The sequence below is a fragment of the Vibrio sp. 10N.286.51.C3 genome (assembly GCF_003050065.1).
Taxonomy (GTDB): Bacteria; Pseudomonadota; Gammaproteobacteria; order Enterobacterales; family Vibrionaceae; genus Vibrio; species Vibrio crassostreae.
In genome coordinates this window covers 36073-51123 of record NZ_PIGC01000025.1, presented here as the reverse complement: position 1 = coordinate 51123, position 15051 = coordinate 36073, and the positions used below count along the sequence as shown (strand labels likewise).

The 15051-nt window shown below is 45.0% G+C and carries 11 protein-coding genes and 1 tRNA gene; 4 read left to right on the top strand and 8 right to left on the bottom strand.

The annotated features are described in order from the left end of the window. Positions 1-119 precede the first annotated feature (119 nt). Positions 120-196: transfer RNA gene (locus tag CWO27_RS21325), tRNA-Pro, on the top strand. Between the two features lie 273 nt (positions 197-469). Here CWO27_RS21325 and CWO27_RS21320 read toward each other — a convergent pair. Both CWO27_RS21320 and CWO27_RS21315 read right to left on the bottom strand, forming a co-directional pair. Further along, on the bottom strand, positions 470-892 hold the full coding sequence (locus CWO27_RS21320; protein ID WP_107899480.1) for a hypothetical protein: 423 nt from the start codon (positions 890-892) through the stop codon (positions 470-472). 121 nt (positions 893-1013) lie between these two features. Then, positions 1014-1901 carry a TraB/GumN family protein gene (locus CWO27_RS21315; RefSeq protein WP_107899479.1) on the bottom strand — a complete coding sequence of 296 codons (888 nt, stop codon included), beginning with the start codon at positions 1899-1901 and terminating at the stop codon, positions 1014-1016. Between the two features lie 404 nt (positions 1902-2305). Here CWO27_RS21315 and CWO27_RS21310 point away from each other — a divergent pair, with 404 nt between their 5' ends. Both CWO27_RS21310 and CWO27_RS21305 read left to right on the top strand, forming a co-directional pair. Then, on the top strand, positions 2306-4957 hold the full coding sequence (locus CWO27_RS21310; RefSeq protein WP_102480682.1) for a beta-N-acetylhexosaminidase: 2652 nt from the start codon (positions 2306-2308) through the stop codon (positions 4955-4957). Positions 4958-5490: 533 nt separating this feature from the next. After that, positions 5491-6147: an oligogalacturonate-specific porin KdgM family protein gene (locus CWO27_RS21305; protein WP_019824160.1), complete on the top strand. Its 657-nt coding sequence runs from the start codon at positions 5491-5493 to the stop codon at positions 6145-6147. 247 nt (positions 6148-6394) lie between these two features. Here the strand turns inward: CWO27_RS21305 and CWO27_RS21300 are convergent, their stop codons facing one another. Both CWO27_RS21300 and CWO27_RS21295 read right to left on the bottom strand, forming a co-directional pair. After that, complete coding sequence (locus tag CWO27_RS21300; RefSeq protein ID WP_102480681.1) at positions 6395-6835, bottom strand: DUF411 domain-containing protein; 441 nt, start codon at positions 6833-6835, stop codon at positions 6395-6397. Then, positions 6825-9638, bottom strand: a complete 2814-nt coding sequence (locus CWO27_RS21295) for a copper-translocating P-type ATPase (RefSeq protein ID WP_107899478.1) — start codon at positions 9636-9638, stop codon at positions 6825-6827. The genes CWO27_RS21300 and CWO27_RS21295 overlap by 11 nt, the downstream gene beginning before the upstream one ends. A 301-nt stretch (positions 9639-9939) precedes the next feature. On the opposite strand from CWO27_RS21295, the gene gltX reads away from it, so the two are divergent. Beyond that, positions 9940-11367, top strand: coding sequence for a glutamate--tRNA ligase (gene gltX / locus CWO27_RS21290; protein WP_017069020.1), 1428 nt, complete (start codon positions 9940-9942; stop codon positions 11365-11367). An 84-nt stretch (positions 11368-11451) separates the two neighbouring features. Here gltX and CWO27_RS21285 read toward each other — a convergent pair whose 3' ends face one another. Genes CWO27_RS21285 through CWO27_RS21270 form a run of 4 tightly spaced genes read right to left on the bottom strand, consistent with a single transcriptional unit; the run spans position 11452 to position 15050 of the window. After that, entirely contained in the window at positions 11452-12675 is a 1224-nt protein-coding gene (locus CWO27_RS21285; protein WP_048669164.1) for a beta-ketoacyl-ACP synthase, read from the bottom strand. Then, positions 12672-13397, bottom strand: a complete 726-nt coding sequence (locus tag CWO27_RS21280) for a 3-ketoacyl-ACP reductase FabG2 (protein ID WP_019824153.1) — start codon at positions 13395-13397, stop codon at positions 12672-12674. The genes CWO27_RS21285 and CWO27_RS21280 overlap by 4 nt, the downstream gene beginning before the upstream one ends. Next, positions 13394-13858, bottom strand: coding sequence for a hotdog family protein (locus CWO27_RS21275; protein WP_102480677.1), 465 nt, complete (start codon positions 13856-13858; stop codon positions 13394-13396). Before CWO27_RS21275 ends, CWO27_RS21280 begins: the two co-directional genes overlap by 4 nt. Then, positions 13851-15050, bottom strand: coding sequence for a beta-ketoacyl-[acyl-carrier-protein] synthase family protein (locus tag CWO27_RS21270; protein WP_107899477.1), 1200 nt, complete (start codon positions 15048-15050; stop codon positions 13851-13853). The genes CWO27_RS21275 and CWO27_RS21270 overlap by 8 nt, the downstream gene beginning before the upstream one ends. Position 15051 lies beyond the last annotated feature (1 nt).

Sequence of the window (15051 nt, the reverse complement as noted above, 5' to 3'; positions counted from 1 at the left end):
TGTATGTCTTTTGTTCGAACGATTGGAATTCACAATAAATATGAGAAAAAGCGCTTGCGGATAAATTCAGAATCCGTATTATACGCTCCATCGACAGGCAATCAGCCAGTTAGATATCTCGGTGAATAGCGCAGCTTGGTAGCGCATCTGGTTTGGGACCAGAGGGTCGGGGGTTCGAATCCCTCTTCACCGACCACATTTAGAAAGCCTGCTCATTAAGCAGGCTTTCGTCGTTTCAGGGGAAGGGAAATGGGATTTGAACCTAGGTGGGGTTCGCCTGATTTTCAAAATAGCTCTTCACCGACCACATAAAAGAAAGCCGTAGCACTCTTTGTAGTAGAAGGTGCTACGGCTTTTTTGCTTTCCGGTATGTACGTCATTCCCTAGAGCGAGTTGGGAATCTCTTGTTGTTCTATATGCCCTTTACAGAGACAAGGGTTGACCCAATAGCCAGTAGCCCCAAACCTGTTTACTTGACATCACAGGTGATGTTTTTGATTGGAGTCTCTGAAGTAACAAAGCAAACATACGCTTCAGCTGGTTTATTAGGGCCTATTCGAATGTAACCTGCCTTTACCTCATCTTCATCAAACGTCACCGAGTGAGAGTTACCCGTTTGGTTATCGTAAAAGCTCGCTTCAAAATTCCCATTCATTTGGCTTGCAATGCGGTTTCGTGTTGTCGATGTTGTGAACGTAATATTGGCGCAGCGCATCGGTGGTTTCTCTGTAATCAAAAACTGCCCACTTTCTTTATCTAAGACACCGCCCTTAGCATCAGGTTGAATATCTATAGCCTGAAACTGTTCAATGGTGCACGTTTCTTTGGCTGAGGCTATTGAGGGCATCAGCATCGTGAGGGCTAAAGGGAAAGCAAAAAGTACTGGTTTCATTCGAACAACGCCGTAGGTAGAAAGAGCGAAAGATAATAGCACCCCAATGGTGCTATTAAATGTAATGATTCTGTTATTAGATAATGCTTATATTAGGAGAAGGTCATGGCTTCGAGTTGAACTAGCTGTCGTCACTAATCTCAAATTGACACTGAGCCTGTTGGCTTTGTGATTGTTGTGTGACATTAAAACCTTTCTCTTTTAACAACTGCAAAAGGTTACCTTCGCCAACTAGGTGCAAGGCACCAACCACAATCAAGTAGTTCCCTTTTGAGTCGAGTTTCCAATCATTGGCTGCTAGTTTGTTTGCCCAGTCTAGGTTTCGATCGGCTAAAAATGCTTTCTCTAGTTCAGGCGACATCTCAGAGAGCTTTGCGAAGGCTTCCAGTTTTGCTAAATCACCCGCCTTCCAGCTTTCTATTAGGCAATGAACCACACGATCAGTTTGGTCAAATTCCTCAAGGCTACTGACTAACCACTCCTTACCGTCGTCCTTCTGTTTTGTCATCAAGTCTATTTGGAATTGAAGAGGCTCTAAGCTGATCACCGGGACATCTTGGATAGTCGCTTTGTAAGCTAGCGTCGCATCAACGCCTCCTGCGGACCCATAACCAAGATTTTTTAACTGCTGCATCTGTATGGAAAGAGATGTCGCCCAAGGCGGTGAGCTAAGCAGTTGTTGCGTCGGCATATCCAATGATTTTGAGATGTCGATTAATAATTGCAGCTGTTCTTCATTGAGTACATCGGCTGTAGTGAGTTTGTTGCGGGGATATACAACGCCATCAGATTTTCTGATATCCGTTTCGATAACTAACCCATCACTGTTTTTTAGCGTGTCGGTGATCGCTGAAGGAAGTGGGTACATACTCTCGTCCCCAACGTGCACAGAACCTAAGATAGTGAGTGTCAGTTCATCCTTTTTTGCTCGCCAATAAAGAGGCTCGGCGAGCGCTTGCCTTGCTGAAAAAGCGAAAACGAATAAAACCATGTACCAGAGTGGGCGCAAAGGGAGCTCCTTTAGGAAGTATTAAACTCGTTAAAATCGATTTTGACGGTGTTTTTTAACGGTTTTTTTTGAGAACGATGTCACGTTGTTTGTACGAAAAGTATAACAATACGCTGAAACTCTAAATCCTTTCTGACTACCAATGACACGATTTTATGAAATCGGTAAAAAAGATTGTGATTCATTTCTCAAATTTTACGTCAAAATTAAAATGACGGAAGTGTCGATGCTTGTAACTTGATGATTTTATTTAAATTAAATTTATCAATATTTTTGAGATTTGAAGCCGATCACTTTATTAGCTCGATTTAATTCACGGTAAAAAATAAGCCCATATAGTTTATCTAACTTTCGAAGCGCTCCAATTTGCTTCTTACTCAATTTTTAATTTATGGGTGAATACGATGTTGAAGAGAAACTTACTATCTGTAGCGGTATTGGCTGGCCTAACAGGTTGTGCAGTAACGCAAGCACCAGAACAAAAAGTAGTGAATGCACTGGCTGATAATCTTGATGTTCAGTACGAAATTCTAACTAACCATGGTGCGAATGAAGGCTTGGCTTGTCAGGACCTAGGTGCTGAATGGGCGTCATGTAATAAAGTGAACATGACGCTAACCAATGACGGTGAAGCGATTGACTCTAAAGATTGGAGCATCTACTTCCACAGTATTCGTCTTATTTTAGATGTTGATAATGAGCAATTTAAGATCACTCGCGTTACTGGTGACCTTCACAAGCTAGAACCTACTGAAAAATTTGACGGCTTTGCGGCTGGTGAAGAAGTGGTTCTTCCGTTAACGAGTGAATACTGGCAACTGTTTGAAACTGACTTTATGCCAGGTGCATTCGTGACGGCGCCAAACGCAGAACCTAAGATGATTGCATCATTGAATACAGAAGATGTTGCATCGTTCGTAACCGGCCTTGAGGGTAATAACCTTAAGCGTACGCCTGATGATAATAACGTAATGGCGACAGCGGTGACGCGTTTTGAAAAGAATGCTGATCTAGCAACTCAAGATGTATCAACAACGCTATTGCCAACGCCAATGTCGGTAGAAGCGGGTGAAGGTTCAGTAAGTATTGCTGGTGGTATTGCTTTACCAAAAGACGCATTCGACGCTGATCAGTTCGCTGCAATTGAAGAACGTGCAGATGTGGTAAACGTAGATGTGAGTGGTGACCTTCCTGTAAGTGTTGCCGTTGTTCCTACTCAGTTTACGGGTGATTTAGCAAAATCTGGCGCTTATGAACTAAGCATCTCGGAAGAGGGGATTGCGATTAAAGCGTTTGATAAAACGGGTGCTTTCTACGCAGTTCAGTCTATTTTTGGCCTAATAGATAGTCAGAACGCTGAATCATTACCACAACTGTCGATCAAAGATGCACCGCGCTTTGATTACCGTGGTGTGATGGTGGATGTAGCTCGAAACTTCCACTCAAAAGATGCCATCCTAGCAACGCTAGACCAAATGGCGGCATACAAGATGAATAAACTGCACCTTCACCTAACAGATGATGAAGGCTGGCGTTTAGAAATTCCAGGTTTACCAGAGCTAACGGATGTAGGGTCTAATCGTTGTTTTGATTTGGAAGAGCAAAGCTGTTTACTGCCTCAGCTAGGGTCAGGTCCAACAACAGACAACTTTGGCTCTGGTTTCTTTAGTAAAGCGGATTACGTCGAGATCTTAAGCTACGCAAAAGCGCGCAGCATCGAAGTAATTCCAGAAATTGATATGCCAGCACACGCTCGTTCTGCTGTGGTGTCGATGGAAGCGCGTTACACTCGTCTAATGGCGGAAGGTAAAGAAGCGGCAGCAAATGAATACCGCTTGATGGATCCACTAGATACATCGAACGTAACCACGGTTCAGTTCTACGATAAGCAAAGCTTCATTAACCCATGTATGGAATCTTCGACGCACTTTGTTGATAAAGTGATCTCTGAAGTGGCAGCAATGCACCAAGAAGCGGGTGTTCCGCTAACGACTTGGCACTTTGGTGGCGATGAAGCGAAAAACATCAAGTTAGGCGCTGGCTTACAAGATATTAATGCAGAAGATAAAGTGGCTTGGAAAGGTAACATTGACTTGTCTAAGCAAGATAAGCCATTCCAACAGTCTCCACAATGTCAGAAATTAATTGCAGACGGTACAGTAAGTGATTTCGGTCACCTGCCAAGCCACTTTGCAGAAGAGGTGTCTAAGATTGTTGCTGAGAAGGGCATTCCAAACTTCCAAGCTTGGCAAGATGGCCTTAAGTACAGTGAAGGTGAGAATGCGTTCGCAACAGAAAACACACGCGTTAACTTCTGGGACGTTCTTTACTGGGGGGGCACATCATCAGTGTACGAGTGGTCTAAGAAAGGTTACGACGTGATCGCTTCTAACCCAGACTACGTGTACATGGACTTCCCATATGAGGTTGACTCGAAAGAGCGTGGTTACTATTGGGGTACTCGTGCAACCGATACTCGTAAAATGTTTGGTTTTGCACCAGAGAATATGCCTCAAAACGCGGAAACATCTGTAGACCGCGATGGCAACGGCTTTATTGGCAAAGGTGAAATCGAAGCGAAACCTTTCTACGGTCTATCAGCACAGCTTTGGTCTGAGACAGTACGTAACGATGAGCAATATGAATACATGGTGTTCCCTCGCGTACTAGCAGCAGCAGAGCGCGCATGGCACCGAGCAGATTGGGAAAACGACTACAAGGTTGGCGTTGAATACTCTCCAGAAACTAACCTAGTGAATAAGCAAGCGCTAAACAGCGACTTCAATCGCTTCGCCAATATCGTGGGTCAACGTGAACTGGCTAAGCTTGAAAAAGCGGGCATTGATTACCGACTACCCGTGCCGGGCGCTCTGGTTGTGGATGGTAAGTTAGCGATGAACGTTCAATTCCCAGGTGTAGAGCTTCAATACTCAGCAGATGGTGAAAAGTGGCTAACGTATGATGAGCAACAACGTCCATCGGTCTCTGGTGAAACTTACATCCGCTCTATTTCAGAAAGTGGTGAGAAAGTAAGTCGAGTTACCTCAGTTAAATAATCGATAAGCACTATTAGTAAAAGAGCTCCTGACCTTTATCTTATTCAAGATAAAACGGGAGCTCTTTTTGTTTGATGCGAATTAGGTGTTTATCCAAAACTGAAACATATAGAAATCGCCTTTGTTTATATCGTCAACAATGCACATAAGGTGACTTTAATCCCAAAAGTGACGCGCTTCTCATTATTCTCTTCAAAAAATAAGTTCCCTGTAAAAAACTCTAAATCAGATGTGATTCAACTATCTGAATCTAATTTTTCTTCATGAAATAACGTGATCCCGATCTGTATATTTTTCCATCTTGAGTTTTTTATCAATTTTTATGTTTTTAAATTATTGATTTTAAATAGTTAAATAACTTGTCTTTTTTTGATAGTGAGAGGGATCACTCTGTCGCCCCTTTTATTTTGAAACGCAAATTAATTCGAGCAACATAGATTTCATGCCAGGGAGGCGACCAACTACTCAAGCGGTGAAGGTGAATGATGTACCGAAGATATGCCGCTGAAAAAATCAAACTAAGGCAGTTTACTATGAAAAAAATTATCGCTCTAAGTGCTCTTTCTCTTGCTTTCGCTTCTAGTGCTTTTGCTGGTTCTTCTTACGTTACAGGTAACGTTCAATTTCACTCTGATTTCCAACCAAACGCTACGTCTACGCTAGAAGCGGGCCACACGTTTGATTCAGGTACAACGCTACTAACAGAGTTTGATGGTATCTCTCTTGGTAAGTACGACAACGACGCAATCCAAGATAGCGGTCTAGGTAACTCTCCATACATCACTCTTGGTGTTGAGCAGATGTACAACATCAACGACAACCTATGGGTTGCTGCTGGTTACCACCACCTACTAAACAACGGCGAAACGGTTCAGTATCGTCCATTAGTTAAGATCGGTTATAACTTCGACAACGGTATCTCTATCAGCAACCGTACTCGTTACCACGCAATGGAAGACAGCAAAGCTGACGACCAAACTCGTTTTGATAACCGTATCGGCTATGCAGTAAATGCTGAACTAGCGCTTAGCTACAACAACGTATACGTAATCAGCGATGCTGACAACACAATGGACCACGAGCTTCGTGCTACATGGACTCGTCAAGGTGTTCAACCTTACTTTGAGTACCGTAACCAAGCTGATAATGCTAACAACGCATTCGTATTCGGTGCTTCTTACGGCTTCTAAGCTGATTCGCTTAGCTGTTTAGTCGATTCGATTATTAGCTGAATGAACTTCTTTGTTAAATAGCTTGCTAGCTAATTAGCGAGGGGAACATAGCGGCACTAACAGCCCGGTTAGTGCCGCGACAAGATTTGCTTTACTGTCCAAAAGCAAAGAGCCTAGCAAGTAAACCACAGTCTTGGGTTTACTGAATGCTAGGCTCTATTTTTATGACTTCTTTTTTATAGTTGTGTGTTGGTCTGTTTAGGTTCTATTTCCCGTTGTAGTGACGGTATTCAAACACCTGACCTTTTTCATTAAACGCATACACAGAATACTCGTCTTTCTTATCGCCATACTCCATGCCTGGTGAGCCCATTGGCATACCCGGAACCGCCAAACCAATCGCATTACGTGGTGGGTTTTCTAAAAAGGCTTTTACGTCTTCTGCTGGAATGTGACCTTCAAATACATAACCGTCGATCTCTGCGGTGTGGCAAGAAGACAGCTCTTGTGTTACGCCTAACTTTTGCTTGATAGGGTTCATATCATCGTGGAGCTTCTCTGTTACATCGAACCCGGAATCACGCATATGCTCCGTCCATTCAGTGCAGCAGCCGCAATATGGAGATTTATGGTTTAGCACATCAGTAGCCAAAGCCTGTCCTGAAATTGCAGCGAGTGCAGTAAGAGTCATAACTTTACGAATCATGGTTAACCTCATGAATATGGTTATTATTGATATTAGAATGAGTGGGTTTGAACAATCTCAGCCTGTTGGCGTTGCTTACCACAGTAATTGACGACATCGCCATTGCTGCACCTGCAACTACTGGGCTAAGCAAAAATCCAAAAAGTGGGTAGAGCACACCGGCTGCTATTGGAATGCCTAGCGAGTTGTAGATGAAGGCACCAAATAGGTTTTGCTTCATGTTTCTTACGGTCGCTTGAGATAGCTCGATCGCGTTGCTTACAGACAGTGGCGACGAGTTGAGGAGTGTCATTTGTGCACTTTCAATTGCAACATCACTGCCACTGCCCATTGCGATACCTATGTCGGCCTGAGCAAGCGCTGGTGCATCGTTAATGCCATCTCCAACCATAGCCACACTCTTATATTGTTGTTGAAGCTGAACAATATGCTGAGCTTTCTGCTCTGGTAGTACTTCCGAGATAACCTCATCAATACCGACGCTTTTGCCAATCGCTTGAGCAACAGAATCGTTGTCGCCTGTTAATAGCACAGTGTGAATTCCGGCGGATTTTAGTTGAGCAATGGCTTGTGTGCTATCTATTTTTAACGCGTCTGAAATGCCTAATATGCCTACCAGTTTTTGGTCGATGACTACGAAGATTGGCGTCCATGCTTGTGTACGGCAAAGTTCGATAAAGTCACGGCCTATTTGAGTATCAATACCAAGTTGGGTTAAGTATTTAAGAGAGCCGACTTGGACGTGTTTTCCGTTAATGTTGGCTTGTACTCCAAGGCCTCGGCGGTTTTCAAAGTCGCTGTGTGGGAGTGCTGAAACATGCAAGCTCTCTGCATATTGGCAAACGGCTTTGGCGAGTGGGTGCTCAGATCCTACTTCCACTGAATAAGCGTAAGCCAGTAATTCCCGTTCCGTTAGATTAGGGTAAAACGCCTGCTGAACGCTTGGTTTACCTTGGGTTAGAGTGCCTGTTTTATCAAATACAACAGCATCGATTTTGCTTGCAGATTGCAACACATCGGCGTCTTTGATCAGAACGCCAAACTCAGCCGCTTTACCAACGCCGACAGTAATCGAAAGCGGTGTGGCTAAGCCTAATGCACATGGACAAGCGATGATCAGCACAGTGGTCGATACAACAAGCATGTAACTGGCACTTGGCTGTGGGCCTACAAAAAACCAAACTAGGGCTGCAACAGCTGCGATCGCGACTACAACGGGTACGAAAATGGCAGATATAGAATCGGCTAGTTTCGCAATTGCTGGTTTGCTGCTTTGTGCTTGGCGAACCATTTGAATGATTCTAGCCAACATGGTGCTTGAGCCAATTCCTGTCGCTTCAATAACTAAGCTGCCATCACCATTAATAGTGCCCGCTGAAACGCCATCACTCATCGATTTAACGTTGGGAAGTGGTTCACCGGTCAACATGGATTCATCGATGTAAGACTCACCCGATACCACAACACCATCAACTGGCACTTTCTCACCCGGTTTGACGCGTACTTGCATGCCTACTTGGATAGCTTCTACAGCAATAGTTTGTTCTTTGCCATCGACAATCACCACCGCTTTTTGAGGTTGTAGGTTAATCAAAGCTTGTAGTGATTTTGTGGTGCGAGCTTTGGCTTTGGCTTCAATGTAGTGGCCCAAAGAAATTAGACCAACGATCATCGCACTCGCCTCAAAGTAGACATGGCGAGAGGCCTCAGGGAACCATGACGGAATCAACACAACTAGCATGGAGTAGAACCATGCTGCGCCTGTACCCAAAGCAACTAACGTATCCATGGTCGCGCGCTTGTGCATCAGTGATTGCCAAGCATTGGTGAAGAAGCTACGACCTGAAGTGGCTAGCAGTACCAAACAGACGACACCGATTAAGCCCCAAGCCAATTGGTCGTTAAATGTAGCAATAGTCATGCTGCCACCAAACAGACCCCACGCCATCAGCGGAGCACCGATAAGCAGCGCGCTTACCGAATTTTTTAGGAAAGCTTTTTGGGTACGAAGTTGTTGTTCTTGCTGTTTTTGTTGTTGAGTCGCCGCGTCATCAACGAACTCTGCACCATAACCTGCGGTTTTTACGGATTCTATTAGCGCGCTTTCGATGACGTCTCGTGTTTTAGAGGTGAAAACTAAGGCTGTCTGTTCTGCGAGATTGATCTGAGCTTGGTCGACGAACTCATTCTTTTTCAGTGCTTTCTCTACCGAAGAAACACAACTCGCACACGTCATCCCCTTAAGAACAAGGTGATAAGTATATTGACTCGCAACGGGTTCAGTAGGCATTGTTTTTGTAGATGCAGATTCTTTATCTTCTTCTAAATCCGAACTCGGTGAGAGGTCATTCGCTTCAGAGTAGGGAGCTGCGTGATAACCCGCGCTTTCGACCAACTCAATCACCTCGGATTCAGAAAGTAGAGTGACTAGTGCTAATTCTTGTTTGCTGATTTCTAGGTCTGAGATTTGCTCGGTTTGTTCAAGTGCTTGAGTCAGCTTGTTAACGCACTTACCGCAGCTAAGACCGGATAACGAAAGGTGCAGTTTATTGCCCATGCTATAACCAAGCGTCGCCAACTGTTCGTTGAGTTGAACGTAATTAAATGGAGTCGAAATATCGATGTAGGTCGGCGATATATCATTGATCGTCGTGTTGTCGAGATCAGCAAACAGGGTGCGGACTTTCTTCGCACAACCCATGCAATTTAAGCCGTTGAGCGCGGTTGTGTAGTGGTTCATATCGATACTCCAATTCTCATCTACGCCTAACATAAACCTTCCCGTAAGGGTAAGGTCAAACATAAATTCAAGAATTTGATCTTAGTGGTGCATTAGCTGGTGGATTCAATTTGGGAATGAGAGAGGGGAATAAAGAATGTGCGACTATAATCTACAGGCTAATACCATCGATTTGCTACTTTGAAGACGTAATTAGTCTTTCAATAACAGCTTTCGTACAACAACAGTGCATTAATCATTCACTACTGATTGTAGATTTAAGCGGTGGTGATAAAATAGCGCCCAAAATTTAGTGATATTTTTCTGTTACAGGCTTTGTAATGGCGAGCACTAAAAGAATCACCTACATAATCAAGGTATTTAAATGACGGTTAAAACTCGTTTTGCTCCTAGCCCAACTGGCTATCTTCACGTTGGTGGTGCACGTACTGCACTTTACTCTTGGCTATTCGCTAAAAACCAAGGCGGTGAATTCGTTCTACGTATCGAAGACACAGACCTTGAGCGTAACTCTCAAGAAGCGGTTGATGCAATTCTAGAAGGCATGCAATGGATGGGTATGGAATGGGACGAAGGTCCTTACTACCAATCTAAGCGTTTTGACCGTTACAACGAAATGGTTGATAAGCTACTTGCTGAAGACAAAGCATTCAAATGCTACGCGTCTAAAGAGCTGCTTGATGAAATTCGTGCAGAGCAAGAAGAAAACAAAGAAATGGCTCGCTACGATGCTAACCACCCTAAAATTGTTGCAGCAAACGAAGCAGCAAAAGAAGGCGATGCGTGCGTTATCCGTTTCCGTAACCCTAAAGAAGGCAGCGTAGTATTTGATGACCAAATCCGTGGTCGCATTGAAATCGCAAACAGCCAACTTGATGACCTGATCATTCGTCGTACAGACGGTGCACCAACTTACAACTTCGTAGTAGTAGTGGATGACTGGGACATGGGTATCACACACGTTGTTCGTGGTGAAGACCACATCAACAACACACCTCGTCAAATCAACATCTATGAAGCACTAGGCGCGCCAGTTCCAACGTTCGCTCACTGTGCAATGATTCTTGGTGATGACGGTGCGAAACTTTCTAAGCGTCACGGTGCTGTTTCTGTAATGCAATACCGCGATGAAGGTTACCTACCAAATGCATTAAACAACTATCTAGTTCGTTTAGGCTGGTCTCACGGTGACCAAGAGATCTTCTCTCAAGAAGAGATGATTGAATTCTTCAGCCTGAACGCTATCAGCAAGTCTGCTTCTGCATTCAACACTGATAAGCTACTTTGGTTGAACAACCACTACATCAAGACATCTGAGCCTGAGTACGTTGCAAAATACCTGCAATGGCACCTAGACGCACAGAAGATCGATACAACAAACGGTCCAGCTATCACTGAAGTGATCAAGCTAGTTGGCGAGCGTTGTAACACGCTTATCGAACTTGCTGAGCAATCTCGTTACTTCTACGAAGATTTCTCTGAGTTTGAAGCTGGCGCGGCTAAGAAGCACCTACGTGGTGTTGCTAAAGGCCCATTAGAGCTTGCTCTTGCTAAGGTTGAAGCACTTGAAGATTTCACGACTGCAAACATCAAAGATGGTGTGATTGCAGCGGTATGTGAAGAGCTAGAGATCGGCATGGGTAAAATCGGCATGCCACTTCGCGTAGCAGTAACAGGTGGCGGTCAGTCTCCTTCTGTTGATGCAGTGATGGAGCTTGTTGGTAAAGAGCGCGTAATCGCTCGTATCAAGATGGCTCTTGAGTTCATCGCTGAGCGTGAAGCTAACGCTTAATTTGAGCGATTGATAGAATCAAAAAAGGGTCAGTAACTTGGTTACTGGCCCTTTTTATTTACTTAGCGTTTTATGTAGCTAAGCTTAGACTTTCTTGAAGATGATAGAGGTGTTGATTCCACCAAAAGCAAAGTTGTTGCTCATCAAGTATTCAACATCCAATTCGCGACCTGAGCCCGTGATGTAATCGAGCTTGCCGCACTGTTCATCGACATTCTTAAGGTTTAGGGTTGGGCTGAACCAACCGCTATGCATCATCTCTAGGCTGAGCCACGCTTCAATTGCACCACACGCACCAAGCGTATGGCCAAAGTAACTCTTAAGAGAGCTGATTGGTACTTCACCAAAGATATTCGCTGTCGCGTTACTCTCTGCAATATCACCTTTTTCAGTCGCAGTACCGTGCGCAGAAACATAGCCAATCTTCTCAGCTGGAAGTTGTGCGTCTCTCAATGCTTTCTCCATACAGATTTGCATGGTTTCCATCTGAGGTTGAGTCACATGAGCCGCATCACAGTTGCTCGCAAAACCTATGATTTCTGCGTAGATCTTTGCGCCACGAGCAACAGCATGTTCGTACTCTTCAAGGATCAGGGTTCCAGCGCCTTCGCCGATAACCAAGCCATCACGCTCGCTGTCGTATGGGCTAGGGGATTTCTTGGGTGTGTCGTTTTTTAAACTGGTAGCGAAAAGGGTATCGAAAACGGCAGACTCAGTTGGGCATAACTCTTCACCACCACCGGCAACCATTACGGTTTGGTAACCATGCTTGATCGCTTCATAGGCGTAACCAATGGCTTGGCTTCCTGAAGTACAGGCGCTGCTGGTGGGAATCACGCGGCCACGCAGACCAAAGAACAGACCTACGTTTACCGCGGCTGTGTGTGGCATCATCTGTACGTAAGTGGTAGCTGTGATTGCTCGTGTCGACTTCTCGTTCAGCATTACTCCGAAAGCACCAACCGCATCGGTACTGCCAGTTGAAGAGCCGTAAGCGATACCCGTTTCGCCATTGGTCAATATATCGTGACCAATTAAGCCGGCTTGCTCCAATGCATTCTCAGTCGCAACGGTAGCTAGGCGTGATACACGGCCCATGCCACGCACTTGCTTACGCTTGTAGTGTTTAGGAAGTTGGAAGTCATCAATAGGCGCGGCAAGCTTAGTGTTGAGACCGTCATATTGCTCGAAGCTTGGCATATATTGAGTCGCATTCTCACAGGCCTTTAGCTTAGGCTCTATCTGTTGCCAGTCGTTACCAAAAGCAGTAACACCAGACATTCCTGTTACAACAACGCGACGGGTCATACTAAGCCTCCATTTACTGAAATCACTTGGCGAGTTACGTAGCCTGCAATATCAGACATTAGGTAGCTGACTAGGCCGGCTACTTCTTCAGGCTCGCCCATGCGGCGCAGTGGTACTTGAGGAAGCGCATGATCTTTCACGTGTTCGTCAACCATGCCAGTGTCAATTAGGCCAGGAGCGACACAGTTTACCGTGATCTTGCGTTTTGCGAGTTCTAGAGCAAGAGACTTAGTCGCGCCAATTACACCAGCTTTTGCTGCCGCATAGTTAGTTTGACCGCGGTTACCCATAATGCCTGATACCGACGCTAGAGTGACGATACGGCCACCTTTACGCTTTTGAACCATAGGCATTACACAAGGGTGAAGTACGTTGTAGAAGCTATCTAGGTTGGTATGGATCACACCATCCCACTCTTCTTCCGTCATCGCGGGGAATGCAGTGTCACGAGTAATGCCCGCGTTGTTCACTACACCATAGTAAGCACCATGTTCAGCGATATCAGACTCAAGCTTTTCGCGACACTCGCTGCGGTTGCTGATATCAAATTGGATAAGACGTCCAGCGCCACCTTGCTCGGTGATCGATTGTAGAGTCTCCTCAGCACCTTGCTTGTCACCCATGTAATGAACGGCGATTTCAAATCCGTCTTTCGCGAGTTGAATAGCGATCGCTTTACCAATGCCTTTGCTGGCACCAGTGACTAAAACCTGACGGGTCATGATGGGCTCCTAGTTTTCATTTCTTGTAATTTTTGTTCGGTTGGCACGTAAACATTGAGTTGGCATTGAGCTACCAACTCGCCTTGGTCTTCGACTCTTGCGGTAAATACGGCCATGCCGCTGTCTTCCATAAGCTGTTCGGCATAGATATCAAGGGTCTGACCTTGAGTAAACTCATCACACAGTGATTTATAGCGACGAGAGCCAAGCAGAAAACCGATAGGGGGAGTGGTGCCGCTTTTCAGCGCATGGTATCCAGACCACGCCGCTACAGACTGCGCCATAAACTCGATGCCAACATAAGCTGGGACCGTTTGAGATTCGGCGTCAAAGAACAGATTATGGTCACCAATATCGACCTGACAGTGGATCGACAACGCTTCTACGCTGATAGCACGATCGATTAATATCATCGGATCATCGTGAGGGAGAAGTTGGTCTACAGAAGGGATATCAGTCATTTACTACACCAAAAATCAGGCTAATGTTGTTGCCACCAAAAGCAAACGAGTTGCTTAAGATGTTCTTTGCTTTAAGTTTCTGTGAACAGTTTACCAAATCAATCTCAATATCTTCAGCTTTATCCTGACATTTTTGTAAGGGAAGCGGTAAGTCATATTTCAAAATATGCCACGCAATTGCAGCCTCAATCGCACTTGCTGCGCCTAGAGTATGCCCGGTCAGCGGTTTGGTAGAACTGACGGGAACCTTGTTTGCAAAAATACGATGAATGGCTTTACTTTCCATCGAGTCATTGAGTGGCGTTGCTGTACCATGTGCATTGATATAACCAATGTCTTCTGCGTTTAACTGTGCAGAATGTAACGCTTTTTTCATTGCTTGTTCAGCACCATTGCCTTCAGGGTGAGGCGCTGAAATGTGGTGTGCATCAGAGCTGTCCCCACAGCCCAATAAGGCAATGTTTGACGTGTCTTGTGCTGCATTAACACCGGCTGACTTTGTTTTGCTGAGCAACATAAATGCCGCTGCTTCTCCTATGTTGATACCATCTCGGGTTGCACTAAATGGCTTACAATGTGTTGTTGAGAGTGCTTCAAGGCCGTGGAAACCATTGAGTGTCAGCTTACACAAGGTATCCACACCACCCACTAACACGGCATCAGCCATACCTGAATCTAATAAGCGCTGGGCGGTCAGAAATACGCGGCCACTGGATGAGCAAGCCGTAGATATGACGTAGTTTGGCCCCGTTAATGCGCAATACTGGCTAACGAACTCTGAGGTATCACCAAGCTCTTGTTTTGAGTAATGGTAATCTGCTGGAAACTCGCCGTTTGCCAATTTTTGTTTGAAGGCTGCTTCACCATCGTAGATCCCAGAGGTGCTGGTGCCAATAACAACAGCAATTCTATCTGCGCCAAACTGAGATTTGGTTTGCTCGATAGAATCTTCAATTTGGTGAAGAGCCGACAGCGCCAGTTGATTGTTGCGAGTGGCGTATTGCGTAAGATCTGAAGGAATCGGTGGTAGTTCACCCGCGATCTGACCAACGACAGTATGTTTACCATCGTTCAGCATATCGTGCACTTCGACCATATTTGATTCACGTTCGTCTTTCAGACAGCCATGAATATCGGTAACCTCAGAGCCTAGCGCTGAGTGGAAACCACAGTCTTGGATGTAAATAGGCATA